The sequence below is a fragment of the Curtobacterium sp. MCPF17_002 genome (assembly GCF_003234115.2).
Taxonomy (GTDB): Bacteria; Actinomycetota; Actinomycetes; order Actinomycetales; family Microbacteriaceae; genus Curtobacterium.
This window is the reverse complement of record NZ_CP126251.1, coordinates 158,029-180,811: the sequence shown is the minus strand read 5'-3', so window position 1 is coordinate 180,811 and position 22,783 is coordinate 158,029. Positions and strand designations below refer to the sequence as shown.

The 22,783-nt window shown below is 70.0% G+C and carries 22 protein-coding genes and 3 tRNA genes; 15 read left to right on the top strand and 10 right to left on the bottom strand.

The window, feature by feature from the left end:
• Positions 1–119 precede the first annotated feature (119 nt).
• Together hpt and tilS are read right to left on the bottom strand one after the other, a co-directional pair.
• A complete protein-coding gene (hpt, locus tag DEJ28_RS00835; RefSeq protein WP_111114092.1) occupies positions 120–671 on the bottom strand; it encodes a hypoxanthine phosphoribosyltransferase in 552 nt (183 codons plus the stop codon).
• A 24-nt stretch (positions 672–695) separates the two neighbouring features.
• Entirely contained in the window at positions 696–1,718 is a 1,023-nt protein-coding gene (gene tilS, locus DEJ28_RS00830) for a tRNA lysidine(34) synthetase TilS (RefSeq protein WP_111114091.1), read from the bottom strand.
• Positions 1,719–1,768: 50 nt separating this feature from the next.
• Between tilS and DEJ28_RS00825 the strand changes: the two genes are divergently transcribed.
• Entirely contained in the window at positions 1,769–2,260 is a 492-nt protein-coding gene (locus tag DEJ28_RS00825; RefSeq protein ID WP_111114090.1) for an inorganic diphosphatase, read from the top strand.
• Positions 2,261–2,351: 91 nt separating this feature from the next.
• Here the strand turns inward: DEJ28_RS00825 and DEJ28_RS00820 are convergent, their stop codons facing one another.
• The gene (locus DEJ28_RS00820) at positions 2,352–3,782 is read right to left on the bottom strand and encodes a C40 family peptidase (protein WP_111114089.1); all 1,431 of its coding nucleotides are present in this window, start codon (positions 3,780–3,782) and stop codon (positions 2,352–2,354) included.
• Between the two features lie 32 nt (positions 3,783–3,814).
• Positions 3,815–5,080, bottom strand: coding sequence for a M23 family metallopeptidase (locus DEJ28_RS00815; RefSeq protein ID WP_111114088.1), 1,266 nt, complete (start codon positions 5,078–5,080; stop codon positions 3,815–3,817).
• 301 nt (positions 5,081–5,381) lie between these two features.
• Here DEJ28_RS00815 and DEJ28_RS00810 point away from each other — a divergent pair.
• The 3 genes from DEJ28_RS00810 (at position 5,382) to DEJ28_RS00800 (ending at position 5,702) form a co-directional block, all read left to right on the top strand.
• Positions 5,382–5,454: transfer RNA gene (locus DEJ28_RS00810), tRNA-Glu, on the top strand.
• Positions 5,455–5,551: 97 nt separating this feature from the next.
• Positions 5,552–5,628, top strand: a tRNA-Asp gene (locus DEJ28_RS00805).
• 1 nt (position 5,629) lies between these two features.
• Positions 5,630–5,702: transfer RNA gene (locus DEJ28_RS00800), tRNA-Phe, on the top strand.
• Positions 5,703–5,908: 206 nt separating this feature from the next.
• Here DEJ28_RS00800 and DEJ28_RS00795 read toward each other — a convergent pair.
• The gene (locus tag DEJ28_RS00795; protein ID WP_111114087.1) at positions 5,909–6,919 is read right to left on the bottom strand and encodes an aldo/keto reductase family protein; all 1,011 of its coding nucleotides are present in this window, start codon (positions 6,917–6,919) and stop codon (positions 5,909–5,911) included.
• Positions 6,920–7,243: 324 nt separating this feature from the next.
• Between DEJ28_RS00795 and DEJ28_RS00790 the strand changes: the two genes are divergently transcribed.
• The 3 genes from DEJ28_RS00790 to DEJ28_RS00780 all read left to right on the top strand — a co-directional run bounded on the left by DEJ28_RS00790 (position 7,244) and on the right by DEJ28_RS00780 (position 10,405).
• Positions 7,244–8,296 (top strand): DUF262 domain-containing protein, encoded by a 1,053-nt coding sequence (locus tag DEJ28_RS00790; RefSeq protein WP_111114086.1) that lies wholly within the window; start codon positions 7,244–7,246, stop codon positions 8,294–8,296.
• Positions 8,283–9,290: a nucleotidyltransferase family protein gene (locus tag DEJ28_RS00785; protein ID WP_146248771.1), complete on the top strand. Its 1,008-nt coding sequence runs from the start codon at positions 8,283–8,285 to the stop codon at positions 9,288–9,290. The genes DEJ28_RS00790 and DEJ28_RS00785 overlap by 14 nt, the downstream gene beginning before the upstream one ends.
• Positions 9,291–9,412: 122 nt before the next feature.
• The gene (locus tag DEJ28_RS00780; protein ID WP_111114084.1) at positions 9,413–10,405 is read left to right on the top strand and encodes an SDR family oxidoreductase; all 993 of its coding nucleotides are present in this window, start codon (positions 9,413–9,415) and stop codon (positions 10,403–10,405) included.
• Positions 10,406–10,532: 127 nt separating this feature from the next.
• On the opposite strand, the gene rocD is transcribed toward DEJ28_RS00780, so the two are convergent.
• The gene (gene rocD / locus DEJ28_RS00775; protein WP_111114083.1) at positions 10,533–11,759 is read right to left on the bottom strand and encodes an ornithine--oxo-acid transaminase; all 1,227 of its coding nucleotides are present in this window, start codon (positions 11,757–11,759) and stop codon (positions 10,533–10,535) included.
• Positions 11,759–12,667 (bottom strand): dimethylargininase, encoded by a 909-nt coding sequence (ddaH, locus tag DEJ28_RS00770; protein WP_111114082.1) that lies wholly within the window; start codon positions 12,665–12,667, stop codon positions 11,759–11,761. The genes rocD and ddaH overlap by 1 nt, the downstream gene beginning before the upstream one ends.
• A gap of 241 nt (positions 12,668–12,908) precedes the next feature.
• On the opposite strand from ddaH, the gene DEJ28_RS00765 reads away from it, so the two are divergent.
• The 4 genes from DEJ28_RS00765 (at position 12,909) to DEJ28_RS00750 (ending at position 15,410) form a co-directional block, all read left to right on the top strand.
• A complete protein-coding gene (locus DEJ28_RS00765; protein WP_111114081.1) occupies positions 12,909–13,346 on the top strand; it encodes an Lrp/AsnC family transcriptional regulator in 438 nt (145 codons plus the stop codon).
• Between the two features lie 10 nt (positions 13,347–13,356).
• A complete protein-coding gene (locus DEJ28_RS00760) occupies positions 13,357–13,728 on the top strand; it encodes a hypothetical protein (RefSeq protein WP_146248770.1) in 372 nt (123 codons plus the stop codon).
• Between the two features lie 27 nt (positions 13,729–13,755).
• A complete protein-coding gene (locus DEJ28_RS00755) occupies positions 13,756–14,589 on the top strand; it encodes a nitroreductase family protein (protein ID WP_111114079.1) in 834 nt (277 codons plus the stop codon).
• A 101-nt stretch (positions 14,590–14,690) separates the two neighbouring features.
• A complete protein-coding gene (locus tag DEJ28_RS00750) occupies positions 14,691–15,410 on the top strand; it encodes a YqjF family protein (RefSeq protein WP_111114078.1) in 720 nt (239 codons plus the stop codon).
• Here DEJ28_RS00750 and DEJ28_RS00745 read toward each other — a convergent pair.
• Entirely contained in the window at positions 15,382–16,107 is a 726-nt protein-coding gene (locus DEJ28_RS00745) for a hypothetical protein (RefSeq protein ID WP_146248769.1), read from the bottom strand. The genes DEJ28_RS00750 and DEJ28_RS00745 overlap by 29 nt on opposite strands.
• 78 nt (positions 16,108–16,185) lie before the next feature.
• On the opposite strand from DEJ28_RS00745, the gene DEJ28_RS00740 reads away from it, so the two are divergent.
• The 4 genes from DEJ28_RS00740 to DEJ28_RS00725 are packed head-to-tail and all read left to right on the top strand — an operon-like array spanning position 16,186 to position 18,360.
• Entirely contained in the window at positions 16,186–17,190 is a 1,005-nt protein-coding gene (locus DEJ28_RS00740) for an SDR family oxidoreductase (protein WP_111114076.1), read from the top strand.
• Positions 17,187–17,534, top strand: coding sequence for a hypothetical protein (locus tag DEJ28_RS00735; RefSeq protein ID WP_111114075.1), 348 nt, complete (start codon positions 17,187–17,189; stop codon positions 17,532–17,534). Before DEJ28_RS00740 ends, DEJ28_RS00735 begins: the two co-directional genes overlap by 4 nt.
• 54 nt (positions 17,535–17,588) lie before the next feature.
• Positions 17,589–18,152, top strand: a complete 564-nt coding sequence (locus tag DEJ28_RS00730) for a dihydrofolate reductase family protein (protein ID WP_111114074.1) — start codon at positions 17,589–17,591, stop codon at positions 18,150–18,152.
• A gap of 10 nt (positions 18,153–18,162) precedes the next feature.
• Positions 18,163–18,360: a hypothetical protein gene (locus DEJ28_RS00725; protein WP_111114073.1), complete on the top strand. Its 198-nt coding sequence runs from the start codon at positions 18,163–18,165 to the stop codon at positions 18,358–18,360.
• A gap of 9 nt (positions 18,361–18,369) precedes the next feature.
• On the opposite strand, the gene DEJ28_RS00720 is transcribed toward DEJ28_RS00725, so the two are convergent.
• Positions 18,370–19,110 (bottom strand): tyrosine-protein phosphatase, encoded by a 741-nt coding sequence (locus tag DEJ28_RS00720; protein WP_111114072.1) that lies wholly within the window; start codon positions 19,108–19,110, stop codon positions 18,370–18,372.
• Positions 19,103–22,666, bottom strand: a complete 3,564-nt coding sequence (locus DEJ28_RS00715; RefSeq protein WP_111114071.1) for a bifunctional proline dehydrogenase/L-glutamate gamma-semialdehyde dehydrogenase — start codon at positions 22,664–22,666, stop codon at positions 19,103–19,105. Before DEJ28_RS00715 ends, DEJ28_RS00720 begins: the two co-directional genes overlap by 8 nt.
• Between the last annotated feature and the right edge of the window lie 117 nt (positions 22,667–22,783).

Here is a 22,783-nt window from a genome sequence, read left to right as displayed (position 1 = left end):
GATCCGGGCAGAGTGCCCGACACCTTTCTCTGCCGAAGTTGCGTGCTGATCAGCATACGACCGCGATTCTGTGGCGAGAATGGGTGTCCTCTGCGGGCGAACTCCGCCCGCGCCCCCCGTCAGGAGTACACGTGCGGGGCGAGGACGCCGACGCCGCGCAGGTTGCGGTAGCGCTCGTCGTAGTCGAGGCCGTAGCCGACCACGAACTCGTCCGGGATGTCGAAGCCCACGTACTTCACGTCGACCTCGACCTTGGCGGCCTCGGGCTTCCGCAGCAGGGCCACGATCTCGACGCTCGCGGCGCCGCGCGACTCGAGGTTCTGCTTGAGCCAGGACAGCGTCAGGCCGGAGTCGATGATGTCCTCGACGATGAGGACGTCGCGGCCGTGCAGGTCGGTGTCGAGGTCCTTGAGGATCCGGACCACGCCGGACGACTTCGTGCCGGAGCCGTAGGACGACACCGCCATCCAGTCCATCCGCGCCTGCATCTTGAGGTGCCGGGAGAAGTCCGCCATCACCATGACCGCGCCCTTGAGGACCCCGACGAGGAGCGGGTCGCGGCCCGCGTAGTCGGTGTCGACCACCGCGGCGAGCTCGGCGAGCTTCTCGTCGAGCTGCTCGGGGGTGAAGAGCACTTCGGACAGGTCTGCCTGGACGTCGGAGAGTTCCACCACCCCAGCCTAACTGCCCGGACGTCACTGCTCGGCGGAGAACTCCAGCCGGTCCCCGTTGCGCGACGCCCGGACGCCCGGCAGGTCGATCGGGCCCTGTCCGCTCCAGTCGGTGACGAGCCGGCACACCTCGAGCGTCTGCACGCGCGACAGCGTCACCCCGAACTCGCTCTCCACAGCGAGCCGCACGAGCCGCTGCCGGAGCGCGGGCGGGTTGGCCGCGAGCCCGCGGACCGTCAGTGCGATGCCGGCCTCGGAGTGCTCCGCGAAGTCCTCCGCGATCTCCTCGGCGAAGTGGTCGAGCGCCGCGGAGTCCTCGCGCAGCTGGTCCGCCGTCCGGGCGAGGGCCTCCGGGACCCCGGCGCCGAGCTCTCGTTCGAGCGCGGGCAGGAGCGTCCGCCGGACCCGCACACGGGCGAACGCCGGGTCGTCGTTCTGCGGGTCGTCCCACGGTGCGAGGCCCGCAGCCGAGCACGCCTGCCGCGTCGTGTGCCGCCGGACCGCGAGGAGCGGCCGTCCGTACGCCGGACCGGCGGCGCGACGCGCGAGCGGCGCCATGCCGGACAGCGAGTCCGGCCCGCTCCCGCGGGCGAGGCCCAGCAGGACCGACTCGGCCTGGTCGTCGAGCGTGTGCCCGAAGAGCACGAGTGGTGACCCCGTCTCGGAGGCGACGTCCGCGATCGACGCGTGACGCGCCTCCCGGGCCGCCCCTTCGGGACCCCCTGCGGAACCGACGGCGACACGACGGACCGTCACCGGTGCGAGTCCCAGCTCTGCTGCCTGCCTGGAGGCGCGGCTCGCCACCGCCTCGGATCCCGCCTGGAGCGCGTGGTCGACGACCACGGCACCGGCCCGGAGTCCCTGCTTGGGTGCCTCGAACGTGGTGGCCGCAGCGAGGGCGAGCGAATCCGGTCCGCCGCTCAGCGCGACGAGGACGAGGTCGCCGTCACGGACGACGGACTCGTCGAGGGCCTGGGCGAGGAGGGTCCGGACCGCGCGACGGGTGTCGGCGACCGCGGGATCCAGCCGGGGACGCGGAGAGTTCACCCGGTAACGTTAGCCGCGCTTTCCGTTCAACCGACAGACCAGGAGCACACATGGCCGCGTACGACGTCGTCGTCGAGATCCCCAAGGGCAGCCGCAACAAGTACGAGGTGGACCACGAGACGGGTCGCGTCTACCTCGACCGCGTGCTGTTCACGTCGTTCGTCTACCCGACGGACTACGGCTTCTTCGAGCAGACCCTCGCGGACGACGGCGACCCCGTGGACGCGCTGCTTCTCCTCGAGTACCCGACTTTCCCCGGTGTGGGCGTCAAGGTCCGTCCCGTCGGCGTCTTCAAGATGAGCGACGAGGCCGGCATCGACGCGAAGGTCCTCGTGGTCCCCGCGAAGGACCCGCGCTGGGCGCACATCCAGGACATCTCGGACGTCGACGAGCAGACGAAGGCCGAGATCGCGCACTTCTTCGAGCGCTACAAGGACCTCGAGCCGAACAAGTGGGTCAAGGCCGAGGGCTGGGGCGACGCCGCCGAGGCCGAGGCGATCGTCACGGCCGGCCAGGCCGCGTACGTGCCGACCGGTCACTGACCCTCCCCGCCGCTCGGCGTTCGCGCCCCGGTACGGACAATGCGCCCCGTCGTGACGGGGCGCATTGTCCGTACCGGGGTGCGGTGTCTGCCTACAGCGAGCCGCTCGGGCGTGCGACGTACGGCAGCAGCTGGTTCGGCAGCCACACCGCGCGTTCGACGACGCCGACGCCGGGGCGCGCGGCCTCGACCATGCGCCCACCACCGGTGTAGATCGAGTCGTGGTAGCCGCCGGATGCGGTTCCGTTGCTCGAGTAGAAGAGGATGTCGCCGGGCTGCCGCTGCGACATCGGGACGAGGCGCCCGATCGACTTGAAGTAGTTGTACTGCCAGACGACGTTGTGTCCACCGGTCGCGATGCCCTGCGAGCTGTAGGCCATCATCACGAGGCCGGAGCAGTCCCAGGTGCTCGGCCCCGCGCCCCCCATGAGGTACGGCTTCCCGAGCTGGGCGCGCGCGTACGCGATGGCACCGGCGGCCTTCGACGGGCTGCTCGGAGCGGGGGCCGGCGGCGGAGCGGGTGCCGGTGCCGGTGCGGCCGGGGTGCTCGGCTTCGCAGGGGCGACGGGCGTCGTCGCGGGCGTGCTCGGCTTCGCCGGGGCGACGGGCGTCGTCGCGGGCTTGCTCGGCGTGGACGTCCCCGTGTTCGGCGTGGTCGTGCCGGTGTTCGGCGCGGTCGTGCCCGTGTTCGGCGTGGTCGCCGTCCCGCTGCCGCTCGGTGTGGTCGTCGTGGCGCCGCTCGCCGCTGCGGCCAGTTGCGCCTCGGCCTGCTGTGCGTGCTGCTCGGTGTAGTACGCGCTCTCGGCCGCGACGGTCGAGCCCTTGAGGAACGCGAGCTGCTCGAGCACCTCGTTCTGCTGGCTCTGCGCGTCGGCGAGCGCGCCGTTCGCCTTGGCCGCGGTGTCGTTCGCCGCTTCCAGGGACGTCTTCGTCGTCGCGGCGGCCTTCGCGAGGGCCTTCGTGGCCTGGCGCTTCTGCGCGGCGAGCGAGTCGACCGTCTTCTGGTCGGCCTGTGCCTGCGCCAGGACGCTCGCCGACCGCTCGGACAGGTGCGTCATCGTGCCGACCTGGTAGAGCAGGTCCTTCGCGTCGGAGGCGTCGACGAGCATGCTCGTCGAGAGGTCACCACCGCCGGAGCGCGAGAGCTCGACCACGAGGGCGGCGACCTGGCCGGCCGACTCGTCCGCCGACGCCTTGGCGCGCTTCGACTGGGCCCCGAGGTCGTCGAGCGTGGACTGCGCCTCCTGCTGCTCCGACGCCGCGAGGGCGTAGGTCTGTCCGGCCTGCTGGACCACGATGCCGGCTTGGTCGGCACCGTCCTGCAGTGACGACAGGCGCGAGGCGAGCTCGTCGACCGTCTGCTGCGTCTCCGCCTGGTCGGCCTTCGCCGCCTGCACGTCCGCCCACGACGGGGCCTTCGCGGGGGTCGCCCCTGCCGGTCCGGCGATCCCCACCGAGAGCCCGATGCCGAGCAACGAGACGGTGACGATGCCGCAGGCGAGGGAACGTGCAGGCTTCTTCATGTGGTGTCAGGGCCTCTCGGGCGCGCACACGGTCATACCGAGATCCCCCGCGCTGCCATGAAGGGGACCGGGTCGACGGCGGAACCGTTGATCCGGGTCTCGAAGTGGAGGTGGCACCCGGTCGACCAGCCGGTCGAACCGATCTTCGCGATCTGCTGGCCCGCACTGACGTGCTGACCGACCGACACGAGGATGCCGCCGTCGACGATGTGCCCGTAGGCGGTGGAGATCCCGCCGCCGTTGTCGAGCACGACCTCGTTGCCGTAGCCGCCACCGTTCGCCGCGAACGTCACGGTGCCGGAGTGGGCGGCGTAGATCGGGGCGTAGCAGGCGGGAGCGAGGTCCACACCGGCGTGCAGCGCGCGGTAGTGCGTGTAGGGGTCGACGCGGTAGCCGTAGGCGCTCGTCTGGTACCCGCCGGCAGGGCGTACCCAGCCGGTGGAGTTCGGCGTCCCGCCGCCGGTGCCGCCGGAGCTCGTCGCCGCGGCCTTGGCTGCTGCCGCCGCGAGGGCCGCCTGCCGTGCCTTCTCGGCCTGGACGCCCTTGTTGTAGCGCGACTCGACGTTCGCCTCGTTCGTGGTGAGGAGCGTCAGCTGGGATTCGAGTCGGGCCTGGTTGTCGCTCTGCGCGTCGACGGCCGTCTGTGCGTCGTCGGCTGCCTGCTGGGCGGCCTGCATCTTCTGCTGGGCCGCGTCGGCGAGCTTGCCGAGGGCGTTCTTCGCGAGGTCGGCGCGGTCGGCGAGGCCCTGCGCGACGCCCCGGTCCTGCGTCGCCTGGGAGTAGATGCCGTCCGCCTGCTCGCTGAGCTTCGACATCGCGCCGAGCTCGTAGAGGAGGTCACCAGACTTCGACGGGTGCGTGAGGATGTCCGTCGTCACGTCGTTCGCGCTCGCCCGTCCGAGCTGCGCGGCGAGCTGGCCGGCCTGCTCCTCGGACTCCGCTGCGGTCTTCTCGGCGTCGTCCGCCTGCTTCTGCAGCGTCTGCTGCTTGAGCGTCGCGTCGTCGTACTTCGTCTGCGCCGTCTGGTAGGCGGTGCCAGCGGCCTCGGCGGACTGCTTCGCCGCCGTCGCCTTCGTGGACAGGTCGGCGATGAGCGCCTTGATCTCGGCGACCTTGGCCTGCTGCGCCGACTTCGATGCCTTCGCCTTCTCGACGTCCGACCAGCTCGGGTACGACGCCGCACTCGCCGACGTCGCCGGGGCCAGCGCCACGAGGGTGCCGACCGCGAGCGCGACGGCGACCGCGGCGGCGGTGAAGCGGCGGCGGGGGCTGAGGGAGAGCGATGGTGAGGTCGACATACATCTCGATTTCGTAACAGCGCGGCAAGGCTCACGCACGTAACACTGTTAACAAACGCAACAGTAACAACAGGTGTCGCACCCGGACAGCCCCTCGCACGAGGGGTACGGGACCAACGACGATGGTCGCACTCGATCATCGACAGCGCGAATCGGGGCCTGGTGCCCCACGGTGAGTGAAGCCCCGCACCCCTGGCTCCACACCGCGACACGCCGGGCGTTCCGCGCTCGCGGCCCTCGATTTGTGAAACCCGCGGACCATCCGTATGCTTGTCCATCGGTAGCGCGAAGCACCGCTTGCGGCCCTATCGTTTAGTGGCCTAGGACACCGCCCTTTCACGGCGGCAGCACGGGTTCGAATCCCGTTGGGGTCACTCTTCGGAGTGAGCAAGCAAGCAGAGCACCACCGGCAAGACACGCAGTACCGATAAAAGGCAGTACCGATAACACGCAGTACCGATAACACAATATGGCCCTGTAGCGCAGTTGGTTAGCGTGCCGCCCTGTCACGGCGGAGGTCGCGGGTTCAAGTCCCGTCAGGGTCGCCACGGCTGGATAGCTCAGTTGGTAGAGCGTTCGACTGAAAATCGAAAGGTCCACGGATCGATGCCGTGTCCAGCCACGGTGAAAGGCCCCCTGCTTCGGCAGGGGGCCTTTTTCCGTGGTGCGGTGCGTCGGGGCGAGCGTGTCGGTCGCCGCGCACAACCGAAGTCACCCCGAACCACGCGATTGCGCAGTGCAGGGTGACTTTGGTGGTGCGGCTCGCCTTCACGCCGGGTTGCCCACAGCCTGGAGGCGCGGGTCGCGCCCGCCAGCTGGCGTCCGGACTCAGGCCTCGCGGGTCTTCGGGCTGCTGTCGTTCGTCTTCGCCGGGTCGCGCTCGACCACGGAGCCGAGGGCGTCGTCGATGCGGGTCAGCAGCTCGGCGGGGATCTCCACCCCGGCAGCGCCGGCGTTGTCGTGGACCTGCTCCGGCCGGGACGCACCGATGATCGCGGACGCCACGTTCCGGTTCTGCAGCACCCACGCCACCGCGAGCTGTGCCATCGAGAGGTTCAGTTCGTCCGCGATCGGCTTGAGGTCCTGCACCGCGCTGAGGACTTCGTCGCGCATGAACCGCTTGATCATGTTCGCGCCGCCCTTGTCGTCGGTGGCACGGGAACCCTCCGGCAGCGGCTGACCGGGCTGGTACTTGCCGGTGAGCACACCCTGCGCGATCGGGGACCAGACGATCTGCGAGATGCCGAGCTCCTCGGACGTCGGCACGACCTCGCCCTCGATGACCCGCCAGAGCGCCGAGTACTGCGGCTGGTTCGAGATGAGCTGGACGCCGAGGTCGTCGGCGAGCTCGTGCCCGGCGCGGAGCTGCTCCGCCGTCCACTCGCTGACGCCGATGTACAGCGCCTTGCCCTGCCGGACGACGTCGGCGAAGGCGAGCATCGTCTCCTCGAGCGGGGTCTCGTAGTCGAACCGGTGCGCCTGGTAGAGGTCGACGTAGTCGGTCTGCAGCCGCTCGAGCGACCCGTTGATCGACTCGAGGATGTGCTTCCGGCTGAGCCCGGTGTCGTTGTGGCCCTTCGGACCGGTCGGCCCGAACACCTTCGTCGCGATCTCGAGCGACTGACGCCGCTCCCCCTTGAGCGCCTCGCCGAGGACGGTCTCGGCACCGGTGTTCGCGTAGACGTCGGCGGTGTCGAACGTCGAGATGCCGACGTCGAGGGCGGCCCGGACGCAGGCGATCGCCGCGTCGTTCTCCACCTGGGAGGCGTGGGTCAGCCAGTTGCCGTAGGTGATCTCGGAGACCTTGAGGCCTGAGTTGCCGAGGTAGCGGTACTCCATGTGCGTCTCACTCCTGTCGTGGCCGCGTCGATGCGGCTCGGATCGTGACGGTAGTCGCTCAATGCCGCACGCCTTGGAACCTTCGACGCCGACGCGAACCGGGACGATCGGTCGCCGGATCGCAGCACCGAGGACCGTCCAGCCGCCAACCTAAACCCGGCTCAAGCCCAAGCCACGCCATCCCGCCGAGCTCGCCTTTCCCGCACCAGGACGCCGCCGACCATCTCGCGCCAACTGACGTTCAGCTCGCCGCGGCCAAAGTTGCCGCTTGCGACCAATCAGTGGCCCGGATAACTTGAACCTACCTCACCAAGGAGACACATCGTGCCCGACGAACGCCGACAGACCACTCAATCGATCGCATGGTTCTGGGACCTCTATAACCGAGGCTTACTGGAGATGGACCCGCCTTATCAGAGGCGAAGCGTTTGGTCGCAGGGATATAAGGACTATTTTATCGACACAGTGCTACTTAACTACCCCGCGCCCGCGGTATTCCTCTTTGAGGACATCGATGAAGCAGGTGTAGCTAGATACTCGGTGGTGGACGGCAAGCAGCGCCTCTCGACAATCTTTGAATTTCTAAGCGGGGAGTTCCCCGTCGGTTCTGCTGCGACCTCCAGCCGGTTCCGGGGGTTAAGCTTCGATGAGCTCCCTTCTGACACTAAAAAGCAAGCATATCGATACCAATTCAGCATCGAGTTCCTCCCTACTACGGACGAGGCCGCACTCGCCAACATCTTCGACCGCATCAATCGAAACGTTGCGCGACTGACCGCCCAAGAGCTTCGCCACGCTCGATTCTCCGGGGATTTCGCCGGCCGGGTCGAGGCCATCGCGAACTTCCTCGAGGAAAGCATGCCGAACTTCCCGAGAATCGCACCTAGCTCCCGTCGGCAGATGAAAGATACTGAGCTAGTTGCACAGCTCTTCCTCGCGACCGAATCCGGCGTCGGAAGCTATTCCCAGGAGGAACTCGATTCCGCCTACAGCGCGCGAGAAGAAGACTGGGAAGAGGGACCAGCTGTCGAGCAGAGAGTCCGGTCTACTTTGGAGGTGCTCCGAACCTGGTCCGACAGCCTTTCCGGAACCCAGCCCACTCGTCGCCTTCGCAATCAAGCCGACTATTACTCGCTCTTCGTCGCCGTGCTTAGCTTGATTGAAGACGACGAACTCCCGCCCACGGATGAGGCGATTGCGAACCTCACACTGGCAATGAGTCGCGTGATAGACGAAGATCAACGACAGCAGTTTGAGGACGCAAAAACGTACTATGAGGCTGCCCGATCTGCCTCGAATGACCTCGCGCAGCGCCAGAAGCGCGTGAAATTCCTCCGGGACTCGATTCTCAGGGAGACCCCAAGTGCCCGAGCCTGAGAGCGTGCGCGCGGCGTTCGAAAAAGCATCGGCACCGTTGGCCGACGTCGAGCGTTATGTGAAGTCAACGCTCGAATCCTATTGCAATGATCGTAACTATATGTTTAAGGGACGATCAAAGACGGCTGCCTCCCTCGCCGAGAAGCTCGAAGGCGGCCGGTACGGTAAATGGTCGCGGCTCGACGATCTCTACGCCTGCACAATCGTGATTCCTGTCGCTGCACATCAGCCTGGCGTCCTTCGAGACCTGGATCGTCTTTTCGTAAAGAAGCGCGTGCGAGGACGAACGGATACACACAAGGCCCCCGACGTCTTCCGATTTGATGGGACGCGCTGGTACGGCTCTATAAAGCCGGAGGCAGCCGCAGAACGCCAGGTAGGTGCGGGTAATATCATTTTCGAAGTCCAGATTGCGACTGCTTTCGAAAATGCGTGGTCTACCGTCACGCATGATATCGTCTACAAAGCAGATGTCGTCGACTGGCGGCAGCTTAGGCTTGCGGCGCAGCTGAAGGCCGCCGTTGAGCAGGTCGAAGTTCTGATATCAGCCTTTGAGACAGCAGCGGGGGCGATCGAGTCGTCTCCTTGGTCTGAAACAAGCACGAAGGCTGAGATCGTGGCCACCTTCAAGACGCTTCATTCCGACGGCCATATTCCCGAAATGCTTGTTCCGGCGAGTTGGAGACGTTTCGCAGACAACGTCTATGGACTAGTAGCGTCTTATACGCCGGAGCAACGGAAGGTACCTCAGGCGGTCACGGCTCTACTCTCGGCCACCGAGGACAAAGTTCGCGGTTCAGGAGATTTCAGGCTGCCAACGTCCGGAAGTCTGTTTCAGCTCGTCACAACTATTGTCGCTTCAGACGGCGGTCCAGGGTCTCTCGAAGAGTTTGTTGTCGTTGACTCTGCCGAGCTTCACGACTTCTATGGCATGCAAAGCGCTCCGAAAGTATTCGAGTTCGATGGGACATCTGCTGATCTGGCGGCCCCCTGATGCGGAGGTGGCCCGCCTGACATCCTTCTGGAGGCTCGGTTCGTGACGCTACGCGGGGTTGGCGGTGCAGGATCGACAGGAGTGCGGTGCGCAGGTGCACCGCCGGGAGCGAAGGAGCATCCATGTCGGGATCGAGCGTGCTGTTCATCGGCGGCAGCGGGGTCATCAGCGCCTCGTGTGTCCGCGAAGCCGTCGAGCAGGGGTTCGACGTGACCGTGCTCAACCGGGGGACCACCGGGGGCAGGCCGATCCCGGAGGGTGTGACGCGCCTCCAGGCAGACGTGTCGGACCGCAGCGCGCTGGCGGACGCACTCGGCGACCGCCACTACGACGTCGTCGTCAACTGGATCGCCTTCACGCCGGACCAGGTGCAGGCCGACGTGGAGTTCTTCGCGGGGCGGACGCGGCAGTACGTCTTCATCAGCTCGGCCTCGGCGTACCAGACGCCGGCCACGCACCTGCCGATCACCGAGTCGACGCCGCTGAAGAACCCGTACTGGCAGTACTCGCGGGACAAGATCGCGTGCGAGGAACTGCTCATGCAGGCGTACCGGGAGCAGGACTTCCCGGTGACGATCGTGCGGCCGTCGCACACCTACGACGAGACGAAGCTGCCGCTCACCGGTGGGTGGACGGCGGTGGCACGGATGCGTGCCGGCAAGCCGATCATCATCACCGGCGACGGCTCCTCGCTGTGGACCATCACGCACAGCCGCGACTTCGCCGTCGGGTTCACGGGGCTGCTCGACCGGGCCGAGGCCATCGGCGAGCCGTTCACGATCACGAGCGACGAGGCACCGACCTGGAACACCATCGCGCAGGAGATCGCCGCGGCGGCAGGGGTCGACGACCTGCGGATCGTGCACGTGCCGGCCGACGCGATCAACGCGGTCGACCCGGAGTGGGGCGCGGCGCTCCTCGGCGACAAGGCGAACAGCTCCGTGTTCGACAACAGCAAGGTCCGGTCGCTCGTGCCCTGGTACCGGCCGCGGACGCCGTACCGGCACGGGGTGCGCGAGGTCATCGCCTGGTACGAGGCGCACCCCGAGGAGCAGGTGGTCGACGAACGGCTCGACGCCCTGATGGACGAGCTGGCGGAGCGCTGGGCGGTGTGAGGGTCGGCGGCGGTCGGACGATCGCTTGGTGAGCAGGAATGGTCGGGTGCCGTGGGGCGACCCGACCATTTCTGCTCACGACGCAAGCGCTGGCGACACGGCGCGCGGGGCGCGGCGCGGCGCCCGCTCAGCGCGCGGCGAGCACCTCGGCCAGGGTGCCGATCGCCAGGCGGACCTCGTCGTCGGTGACGACGAGGGGCGGGGCGAAGCGGATCGTCGACCCGTGCGTGTCCTTCACGAGCACACCGCGGTCAGCGAGGTCCTCGGAGATCGCCTTGCCGGTGCCGAGCGCGGGGTCGATGTCGATGCCGGCCCAGAGCCCGGCGACGCGGTGCGACACGACGCCCTTGCCGAGCAGGTCGTCGAGCAGCCCGCGCAGGAGCGGTTCGCCCTCGAGCGCCCGCTGCTGGAACGTGCCCTCGCCGAGCATCGCCACGACCTCGGCACCGACGGCCGCGGCGAGCGGGTTCCCGCCGAACGTGGAGCCGTGCTCGCCCGGACGGAGGACCCCCAGGACGTCGCGCGACCCCACGACGGCGGACACCGGGACGATGCCGCCACCGAGCGCCTTGCCGAGCGTGACGAGGTCCGGTCGGACGCCCACCCGCTGCACGGCGAGGGTGTGCCCGGTGCGACCGAGTCCGGACTGGATCTCGTCGGCGACGAAGAGCGCGCCGAACTCGTCGCAGATCGACCGGACGTCCGGCAGGTACGAGGCGGGCGGGATGACCACGCCGCCCTCGCCCTGGATCGGCTCGAGCAGCACGGCGACGACGGTCTCGTCCATCGCCTCACGGAGGGCAGCTGCGTCGCCGTAGGGCACGGTGCGGAACCCTGGCGTGTACGGCCCGAAGTCGTCGTGCGCGACGGGATCGTCCGAGAACGAGATGATCGTCGTCGTCCGGCCGTGGAAGTTCCCGGACGCCACGATGATCGTCGCCTGCTCGGCCGGGACGCCCTTGACGCGGTAGCCCCAGGCGCGGGACACCTTGATCGCGGACTCGACGGCCTCGGCGCCGGTGTTCATCGGGAGCACCATCTCGGTCTCCGTCAACGCAGCCAGCTCCGACGCGAAGGGCCCGAGCTGGTCGTTCACGAACGCGCGCGAGGTCAGCGTGACGCGGTCGAGCTGCGCCCGCGCGGCGTCGAGCAGCCGGGGGTTGCCGTGGCCGAAGTTCACCGCCGAGTACGCGGCGAGGCCGTCGAGGTAGCGCTTGCCGTCGACGTCGGTCACCCACGCGCCGTCGCCCGAGGCGATGACGACGGGCAGCGGGCCGTAGTTGTGGGCGAGGGCACGGTCCTCGACGGCGAGCGCCGCCGCGGTGTTCGTCCCGAGCGAGGCTGCCGCCGACATCACGACACCCCGAGCGAACGCACCACCGAGGTGCCGGTGCCGACCGGGTGCAGGTCGAGCGTGCAGCACTTCACGCCGCCGCCGCCGAGCAGCAGCTCGGACAGGTCGACGCCGATGGGGTTGTAGCCCTTCTCCCTGAGCTGCGACGCGAACGTGGTGGCGCGCGAGGCGATGACGATGTTGTAGCCGTCGGAGTACGAGTTCAGGCCGAGGATCGCGGCGTCCTCCTCGGTCGCGATGATCGCGTCCGGGAAGCGCTCGCGGAGGATCGTGAGCGACGCCTCGTCGAACGCGCTCTCGAGGTACGCGATGTTGCTCGTGCCGTCGGCGGCGGGCTCGGGGTCGAGCACCGCGATCGCCGTGTCGAGGTGGTAGAAGCTCGGGTTGATGAGCTTGAGGGTGACGACCTCGCGGCCGTAGATGCGGGCGAGTTCCTCGTGCGACGTGCTGTCCGAGCGGAACCCGGTGCCGGCGAAGATCGTGTCGCCGACGAGCAGGAAGTCACCCTCGCCCTCGTTGGTCTCCTCGGGCACGGCGACGGTCAGGCCGGCCTGGCCGAACCAGTCCATGTACGCCGGGCCCTCGGGCTGGCGCTCGGGGTACTGGAACTTCGCGCCGTAGGCGATGCCGTCGAGGACGAACCCGCCGTTCGCGGCGTAGACCATGTCCGGCAGGCCCTCGACGGGCTCGATGTACTGGATGTCGAAGCCGAGCTGCTCGTAGACGTCGACGAGGGACTGCCACTGCTGGACGGCCTTCGACGTGTCGGTCGGGTCCTCGGGGTGCATCCACGGGTTGATCCGGTAGCTGACCGTGTAGTGCGTCGGCTTGCACATGAGGATCGAGCGCTTCGTGGCCGTGCGGGTCAGCGCGGTGCTGGCTTCGGGGGCGGGTGCGGTGTTCGACATCAGTCCTCCTGGAGGGACCGGGGCCCGAGCCTGCCAGGAACCACCACTCTGGATGACGTGCTCCGGCGAGATGCAGGCTCACTCGCCGTAGCGGACCAGGTCGACGCCAATCCGAAGTCTGGCACGAACCGTCCAGCAAGTGCAGCACCGCGGGCGATCGGACCTACCACCCATTCGGGTGACGCACGTTTCGTGCGCGGAACCCACCAGGCGTGCAAGAAGTCGGCGTAGCATGGGTGCAATGGATTCGCTCGACCACCGCATCCTGGACCAGCTCCGGGAGAACGCCCGCGCCGGCTACGGCGACATCGGGTCGGTGGTCGGACTCTCGGCCTCGGCCGTGAAGCGTCGCGTCGACCGGCTCGTCGCGGACGGCGTGATCCAGGGCTTCACGATCAAGGTCGACCCCGCTGTCGAGGACCGTGGCACCGAGGCCTGGGTGGAGCTCTACTGCCGCGGCACGGTCTCCCCCGACGAGCTCCGCTCCCTGCTCGACACCGTGCCCGAGGTCATCGACGCGGGCACCGTCACCGGCAGTGCCGATGCCGTCGTGCACATGCGCTCGAAGGACCTGTCGGCACTCGAGGAAGCACTCGACAAGGTCCGCCTCGCGCCGCAGGTGGACCACACACGCTCTGCGATCGTGCTCTCCAAGCTCGTCAGTCGCGAGACCGCGTAACGTCCCGCACATGGGACGGAAGGCGACGGCCTGGAGGCGCGTGGGGCCTCCCGCCGGATCGGTGACCGCCCGGCGTCTGGTCACCGCCGCGACCGTCGCGTACGTCGCGAACTGCCTGTGGGGCACGGCCGTCGCGGTCCGGCTGATCCGGACGAAGAAGCTCCGCGTCGTGCACCACGGCCTGTTCGTCGTCACCGCCACGCTCACCGGCGTCGCCGCGACCACCCCCGTCTGGACGCGGGACCGCACGGCGCTGTTCCTGCTGCCCGCACTGGTGCCCCTCGCGGCCGCACCACGCACGAACCCGCGCTCCGGAGCACACTGGAGAGTCGCGGTCGCCGCTGCACCGTCCTACCTGGGGGCGCTGCTCGCACGGCGCTGACCGCGACGACGAGACACGAGGGAAGCAGTGGAGCTCTTCGAGGCCATCCGACGCCGACGCACGACCAACGGGGCATTCCTGCCCGATCCGGTCTCCGAGGAGCACCAGCGGCTCCTCGTCGAGCTCGCCGGTCGGGCGCCGTCCCAGCTCAACAGCCAGCCGTGGCGGTTCGTGCTCGTCGAGGAGCGGCCGACGATCGACCGCGTCGCGGAGATCAGCGGCAGCTCGATGACCCGCACGATGGCGGAGGGGACCTTCTTCCAGCGCTACAAGCCGTACTTCCGGTTCTCGAAGGCCGAGATGGACGAGCGCCGCGACGGGATGCTCTTCGACAAGCTCCCCGGGCCGCTCCGACCGTTCACCCGGCAGGTGTTCACGAAGCGCGGGCAGATGCTGATGAACACGCTCCGGGTGCCGCAGACCCTCGGCGAGGAGAACCGGAAGCTCGTCGCCGGCTCGCCCCTGCTGCTCGGGGTGATGCTCGACCGCCACGAGTACCGGAAGGAGGAGCTCTCCGGCTTCTACTCGGTGTTCAGCATGGGTGCCGCGATGGAGAACATCTGGCTCGCCACCACCGAACTCGGGCTCGGCATCCAGTTCGTGTCCTTCCCGATGGAGACCCCGGGCGCGTGGGCGGAGATCGAGGAGCTCCTGCGGGTGCCGGCGGAGCTCGAGTTGATGGCGGTGTACCGGATCGGGTACCTGCCGCCCGAGCGTCGGCGCCCCGCGATCGACTGGACGTCGAGCGAGCGGAAGCGGCCGTCGCAGTTCGTGTTCCGCGGGACCTGCGACACCCCGCAGCAGGGGTGGGACGACGCGCCGGTGGCGGGGCACATCGCCCCTGAGGCGACCACCCCGTGACCGCCGCGGAGCCTGTCGGGGGCACCCCGCCGACCTCGCAGGCTCGGTCGGCGCGTTCCGCGCGCCGCTCCGCGACGCCGCCGAGCGGAACGCGCCAGGCAGTGGCCCCTGCACTCACCGGACGTCCGTGGATCGAACAGGCGTGGCGGGACGTCGTCTTCGCGCACTGGCGGGTGGACGTGTCCGCGGTCGCACCGCTCCTGCCGGCCGGGACCCGTCCGGACACCCTCGGGGCGGACGGCGTCGACGACGGCGTGACCACCTGGGTCGGACTCATCTGCTTCCGGTTCACGGACACCCGTTTCCCACCGGTCTCGGTCGGTTCGATCGGGGACTTCATCGAGGTGAACGTCCGCGTCTACACGGTCGACGAGCGCGGGCAGCACGGCGTCGTGTTCCTGTCGCTCGACGCGGGCAAGCTCGCACCGACCGTCGGCGCTCGCGTGGCGACGGGTCTGCCGTACAAGTGGGCCGTGGCGGAGCAGCGACGGCCCGCGCCGGACCGTGTCGCGTACGCGATGCGGCGGCACGGAACGCACCTCCGGTCGCTGCTGGACGTCCGGGTCGGGCCTCCCGTCGAGGAGCCGACCGCGCTCGAGACCTTCCTGACGGCACGTTGGGGCATGCACGTGCGACGGCTCGGCCGGACCCGGTTCTGGCCGAACGAGCACGAGTCGTGGCCGTTGCACCGTGCCTCGGTGGTGTCGCTGCGGGACGACCTGGTGGGGGCCGCTGGGCTGCCGTTCGGGTTGACGGAGCTCGAGCCGGACTCGGTGCTGTACTCGCCGGGCGTCACGACGCGGTTCGGTCGGGGGCGCTGAGCGGATCGTTGCCCGGCGGCTCCGGTCCCGGTTCCGGGTGCAGACCGCCGAAGTCCGGCTCCGCCCCGTCGAGGTCGGGGTCGGCCGTCTTCGACGCGGCTCGCCAGTTCAGCACCGCGACGACGACAGCGACCGGGATGACCAGGATGCTCCACCCGATCCACCGCGATGACTGCGCTTCGTCGACGACCGGGACTGCCAACGCCACGACCGCGTACACGGCCGCCACCACCGAGACGGCTGCCGACGCCACCGCACGACCACGCCGCTCGAATCGCGTCGGTTCGTCCCGCCGCATCGTGTAGAGACCCGTCGCGGCGACCACGTACCCGATCAGGAGCGTCTGCGCTCCCACCGCGAAGGCGAACACCGCCAACGCGACGCCGACCGCGTTCCACACGACGACCCGGGTGCGATGCAAGTCCCAAGCCGCCGCGCGACTCGGGTACCAGTACGCCCGTCGTCCGGCGACCGCGAGCATGACCGCACCGGCCAGCCCGACGGCACCGACCGGGATCATCACGGGCAGGGCGGGACGCTGCAGCCAGATGCCGATCGCCACGACCGCCATCGCCCCGACTGCCAGAGCCGTCGGCGGACCCCACCACTGCTCGGGGAGGATCGGCGTCCGTCGGATCCAGCGCGGCTGCGGCTCCGCGTCCGGCTCGGGTTCCACGGGGTCGTCTCGCGTGTCCACGCTGCCATCATGCGCGCTCCGCCGCGTCGGGGGACAACGGCTGAGTGGTGCACGGCCACGCGCCGGTACAAGGGAGCCATGACTCGAGTGGCAGTGGTGACCGGTGGATCCGCGGGACTGGGACGGGCGACCGTCCGTGAACTCGCGGCTCGTGGGTGGGACGTCGCGGTCATCGCCCGCGGGCAGGACGGTGTCGACGCCGCGGCCGCCGAGGTCGTGGCCGCCGGGCGCCGCGGGCTCGCGCTCGTCGCCGACGTCTCGGACCGGGAGGCCGTCGAGGCCGCTGCCGACCGGGTCGAGCAGGAACTCGGGCCGATCGACCTGTGGGTGAACGGCGTGATGGTCGGCGTGTTCGGCCGCTTCCTGGAGACCGCGCCCGAGGACTTCGAACGAGCACTGCACGTGACGTACCTCGGCTTCGTGAACGGCACCCGCGCCGCCCTGTCCCGGATGGTCCCGCGCGACCGCGGTCAGGTGATCCAGGTGGGCTCGGCCCTGGGCTTCCGGGGCATCCCGCTGCAGGCCGCGTACTGCGGGGCGAAGCACGCCATCGTGGGGTTCACCGAGTCCGTCGTCTCCGAGCTCATCGAGCAGGGCAGCCACGTGCAGGTGTCGCGGGTGGACATGCCGGCGCTCAACACGATCCAGTTCCAGTGGGTGAAGTCGAAGCTCCCGCACCACCCGCAGCCGGTCGCACCGATCTACCAGCCGGAGGTCGGTGCCCGTGCTATCGCGGCCACCGCCGAACGGCCCCGCCGCCGCACCTGGGTCGGCGAGTCCACGGTGTACACGATCCTCGGCAACCGGATCAGCGGCCGGTTCGCCGACTGGTACGCCGCGAAGACGCTGGTGTCCGGGCAGCAGAACCCGGACAAGGACGGCCTGGAGCTCCGGGACAACCTGTACGAGCCGGTGCCGGGCGACCACGGGGCGCACGGGGTGTTCGACGAGTCGGCGCACGCGTGGTCCCCGCAGACGTGGTGGGTGGAGCACCGGCGGCTCGGCAACGGGCTCCTCGGAGCGGTCGTCGGCGCTGCCGGAGCGGTCGGCGCGGCGGCGCTCGCGGCGGGACGTCGACGATGAGCCGGCCGGACCGGGCGGTGACGGCAGGCCGGACGGTGGAGTTCGTGCGCGCCGGGCTCGGCGTCTGGCACCTCGTCCGCGCGCTCCGCTCCGGCGATGCCCACCCGGCGCTGGACCGGGTGCTCGGCGTGCGGCAACTCGCACAGGCGGTCGCCGTCGCACGTGCCGGCACGGCTGACGCGCACACGCTCAGCGCCCTGGTCGACGCGGCCCACGGTGCGACGATGGTGCCCCTGGCGCTCCTCGACCCCCGTCGCCGTCGGTTCGCGACCGGGCAGCTCTGGATCGCGTCGGCCCTCACGGTGGCCGAGGTGGTCGTGGTCGGACGAGGAGGCCGGCACTGACCCTGGCAGCGGGCTGCCCGTCGGCCTGTCGGCGGTCGTCGGTACCGTCCGGGCATGGCCACCACCTACTCCGTCGCCTCCTCGCTGGACGGGTTCGTCGCCGCCCCCGGTGACGACCTCGACTGGCTGCTGCAGTTCGGGTTCGAGCCCTTCCAGGAGCACTACGACGCCTTCTTCGCGGGCGTCGGTGCGATCGCGATGGGGTCGACCACGTACGAGTGGCTCCTCGCCCACGACGACACGTGGGCGTACCCGGCCCTGCCGACGTGGGTGTTCACGTCACGCGAGCTGCCCGTGCCCGAGGGTGCCGAGGTGCACTTCGTGTCCGGGGCGGTCGCGGACCACCAGCGGACGCTCGAGCACGCCGCCGGGGAACGCGACGTCTGGGTCGTCGGCGGCGGGCTCCTCGCCGCGCAGTACCAGCAGGCCGGACTGCTCGACGAGCTCCGCGTGACGGTGATGCCGATCGCGCTCGGCGCCGGGGCTCCGCTGCTGCCCGTGGCCGCACCGACACCGGTGTTCGAGCTGGTCGGCATGACGCCGTTCGGCGGCGGGGCGGTCGAGCTGCACTACCGATCCGCGCACGCGCGGACCCGTTTCCCGAGCACCTCGGCGTAGCGTCCGTGCCATGAGCGACAACGAACAGACCGAACCCGTCATGGACGGCGCCACCGACGCGACGAACCACGAGAAGCTCCGCGGACTCATCGAGCAGGTCGACCACGACCACCACGGCGAGGGTGCCGGCGCGATGGCCGACCACCTGCGCGACCGGATGGACGAGACCGGCGTCGAGGACGAGGACGCGGGCGACGCGCAGGACTGAACCGACGCGTCAGGTGACGGGCGCGCGGAAGGTGCGCAGGGCCTCCAGGTCGTCAGCTGCGAGACCGGACCGCTCGACGAACCGGGCCACGTCGAAGCCGTCGAGCGCGGCGCGGAAGGCCCCCGCGACCGTCGTGCCGTGCTCGGCGCACAGGGCCTCGATCTTCCCCTCGTTCGACGGCACCCCGATCGACGCCAGGAGCGCCGGCGCGTTGTCGACCGTGACGAGGTGGTCCGCGACGATCGCCTCGGGCTCGACGCCGGCGATCGTCAGCAGTGCGAGCGCGACGATCCCGGTGCGGTCCCGTCCGCCGGCGCAGTGGAACAGGACCCCGCCGGACCCGGCCTGCGCGATCGCCCGCAGCGCCGCGCCGGTGCGCTCGGGGAGTTCCTCGAGGTGCGGCCCGTAGTACAGCGGTGTGCCGACGAGGCCCGTCTCCCAGTAGGCCTGCCAGAAGGCCGGCGCGGCGTCGAGTCCGTCGTGGTCGACGACGACGGTCGTGAGCCACTCCGGTCGGACGCCCGTGTCCTTCGCGGTCTCGGACGGCGCCCGGAGGTCCACGACGGTCCGGATCCCCGCGTCGTGCAGCGCTGCCCAGCCGTCCGCCGTCAGACGGTCCACGCCCTCGGAGCGGAACACCCGCCCACGCGGAGTGGTCCCGCCACCGCGCACCGGCAGCCCGCCGAGGTCGCGGCCGTTGAACAGCCCGTCGGCGACCAGGGTGCGCCGGCCGGCAAGGTCGTCAGACATGCAGCTCCGAGAAGTCGGGGTCGAGGTCGCCGAAGCGGTGCGCCGTGATCGACACGGACTGCTCACGGAGGAACGGCAGCATCTCGATGATCCCCGCCTCGACCACGGGGGCGTCGTGGATCGCCACGTCGACGCTCGCGCCGAGGGCCTCCTCGAGCGCCAACGGGTCGCCGCCGACGAGGCGGATCCGGGCACCCGGACCGCCGAACGCGGTGTGCGCCGGACGCTCCTGCCCCTGCGACAGCACGGTCTCGAGGGCATCCTGCGGCTCGTCGTCGCCGTTCGACCAGGCCTGGCGGAACACGTCGCCGGACGCTGCACGGCGGAGGAACTCGTCGTCGGACTCGACGAGGTGGTCGACGACGTCGAGCGGCGACCGACTCGAGGCGAGCAGCTGCGTGAGCGGGCCGGGCAGCGGCCGGGCGCTGCTCAGCAGGATGTGGGCGCGAGCGGCGGTCGCGGCGACGAGCACGCGGACGAGGTCGCCGATGCTGGCGCCCTCGGCCTGCCGGACGATCACGGACTGAGGTCGCCAGCGCAGCACGTTCCGCTGCACCACGAGCGCGGACGGGTCGTGGGACACCCCGAACTCGGTCTCCCGCGCCCGCACGTCGCTGAGGGCACCCGCGCGGACCTGGTCGAACTCCTCGAACGACAGGCCGCTCCGGGCGGCTTCGATCACGGCGGTCACGCGGGGCGGCAGCCCGTGCAGCTGGATGCTCTTGTGGACGGTGCGCGGGATCGGCTCCCAGCGGCCGAGCGTCGCGACGTACATCGACCCGCCGGCCTTCGTGCCGGTGCCCACCGCGGAGCGCTTCCAGCCGCCGAACGGCTGGCGGCGGACGATCGCGCCGGTGATGCCGCGGTTGACGTACAGGTTGCCGGCCTGGACGCCGGCGATCCACTCGGCGACCTCGTCGACGTCGAGCGAGTGGATCCCCGCCGTCAGCCCGTAGTCGGTGCCGTTCTGGATCGCGAGCGCCTGCTCGAGGGTCTCGGCCCGCATGACGCCGAGCACCGGACCGGAGTACTCCGTCTGGTGGAAGTCGCTGCCGGGGCGCACACCGTCACGGATCCCCGGCGACCACAGCCGCCCGGAGTCGTCGAGGGGTACCGGCTGCACGAGCCAGGACTCCCCCGGACCGAGCTCGGTGAGCCCTGCGCGGAGCTTGCCCGACGGCTCGGCGATCACCGGCCCGACCTGCGCGGTCGGGTCGTCCGGCCAGGCGACCCGGAGCGTGCGGGTGGCGTCGACGAGCTGCCGGCGGAACCGTTCGCTCTCGCCCACCGAGCCCACGAGGATCACCAGGGAGGCGGCGGAGCACTTCTGCCCGGCGTGGCCGAACGCCGACTGGACGATGTCCTGCACGGCGAGGTCGAGGTCGGCGGAGGGCGTGACGACGATCGCGTTCTTGCCGCTCGTCTCCGCCGTCAGGGGCAGCCCGGCCCGCCACCAGCGGAAGGACCGCGCGGTGTCGGCCGACCCCGTGAGGACGATCCGGTCGACGGCCGGGTGCGCGATGAGCTCACGGCCGAGTTCGTTCTCGTCGAGGTCGACGAGCTGCAGCAGGGAGTGCGGCACCCCGGCGTCCCAGAGCACGTCGGCGAGCAGGGCGCCGCAGCGTCTCGCCTCGGGAGCGGGCTTCAGGACGACACCGCTGCCCGCGGCGAGCGCGGCGAGCACCCCGCCGGCCGGGATCGCCACGGGGAAGTTCCACGGCGGCACGACCACGGTGAGGCGCGGCGGCACGTACCGGGCGCCGTCGCCGTCCATGTCCGTCAGGCGTCGGGCGCTCTCGGCGTAGTGGTGGGCGAAGTCGATCGCCTCGCTCACCTCGGTGTCGGCCTCGGCGAGGGTCTTGCCGGTCTCGGACGCCATCACCTCGACGAGGTCGCCCCGGCGCGTCTCGAGCTCGTGGGCGATCAGGTCGAGGAGCTCGGCACGGTCGGACGGGTCCTGCCGCCCCCAGTTGACGCCGGCCTGGGCGGTACGGGCGACGATCCGCTCGAGCGTCGAGCGGTCGGTGATCCTCGCGCCGCGGATGGTCTGCGCGCCGAGCTGGGATCGGGGCACGCGGCGGAGGACGTCGAGCGCCCAGGAACGGTTGGCGGCGACGGCCGGGTCTGTGTCGGGGACGTTCCGGAACGCGTCGCGGTGCACGGGTTCGCCGATCGCCGCGCGGCGGTCCTGCGTCCGGTTCGTCGCCGGGACCGGTTCGTCGAGTGCCTGCACCGATGCGGCCCACCGGCCGTGCTCCCGCTCGAAGACGTGCTCGTCGTGGTCGATCTCGGCGACGCTCGCGATGAAGTTCTCCGGGCTGGCGCTCTCCTGCAGCCGTCGGGCGAGGTACGCGATCGCGGAGTCGAACTGGTCCGGCTGCACGACGGGTGTGTAGAGGAGGATCTGCCCGACGTCGGCGCGGACGGCATCGGCGTGCGCCGTCGCCATGCCGAGCAGCATCTCGACGTGGACCCCGTCGGTCACCCCGCGTCGCTGGGCGAGCACCCACGCGGTGGCGAGGTCGAAGAGGTTGTGTCCGGCGACCCCGATCCGGACCGCGTCGATCCGCTGCGGCGTGAGCGCCGCGTCGAGCAGTCGGAGGTACGCGGTGTCGGTCTCCCGCTTCGAGCCCCACGTCGCCAGGGGCCACTCGTGCAGGATCGCGTCGACCCGCTCCATCGCGAGGTTCGCGCCCTTGACGAGCCGGATCGTGATCGGTGCGCCCCCGCGGGCACGTCGGTCCTGCGCCCAGCGGGTCAGGGACTCGAGGGCACCGGCGGCGTCGGGCAGGTACGCCTGCAGCACGACACCGGCCTGGAGCCCGAGGAACTCGTCACGGTCGAGGAGCGCCCGGAACACCGCGAGCGTGACGTCGAGGTCGCGGTACTCCTCTGTGTCGAGGTTGATGAACTTCGGGACGGGCGAGGACGCCGCCAGCCGGTACAGCGGCACGAGGCGGTCGACCACGCGCTCGACGGTCTGGTCGAACGCCCACATCGACATCTGCGGCACGACCGAGCTCACCTTGATCGAGACGTGGTCGACGTCATCCCGGGCGAGGAGGTCCATCGTGCCCTGCAGCCGACGGTCGCTCTCCGCGCTGCCGAGGACGGCCTCGCCGAGCAGGTTCACGTTGAGTCGCGTGCCGGCTCCGCCCACCTTGGCGAGCGCCGGACCGAGCTTCGCCGGGGTCGCGTCGATGACGAGGTGCCCGGTCATGCGCCGGAGGATCTTGCGTGCGGTGGGGACGACCGCCCACGGGGCCATCGTCGCGAAGCCGCCGCCGAGCGTCACCGCGCCGCGGAGGTACCAGGCGAGGAACTCCGGGACGTCGTGGCCGACCTTCTCGAGGTTCTGCGCCGCCACCCGAGGGTCCTCGGGGCGGATCACCTTGTCGACGAACCCCCGCGTGAAGTCGAGTCCCTGCTCGTCGCGCAGGACCCTCGCGAGACGGGCAGCGCCGGGGTCCGGCTTCACCCCGGCGGACGCCGCCAGCCACCGGCGCACGAGGGCGACGGCGTCGTCGGTGCAGTCCTGCAGTCGAGCGCTCGGCATGGACCGATCGTATGCCGAGCCACCGACCGCACCTCGGAGTGAGCCGTGCGCGCCCCCTGAGTCATCCGGACGGATGATCCTCGTCGACTCCAGGTCGGAGGTGGATACGCTGGCGGC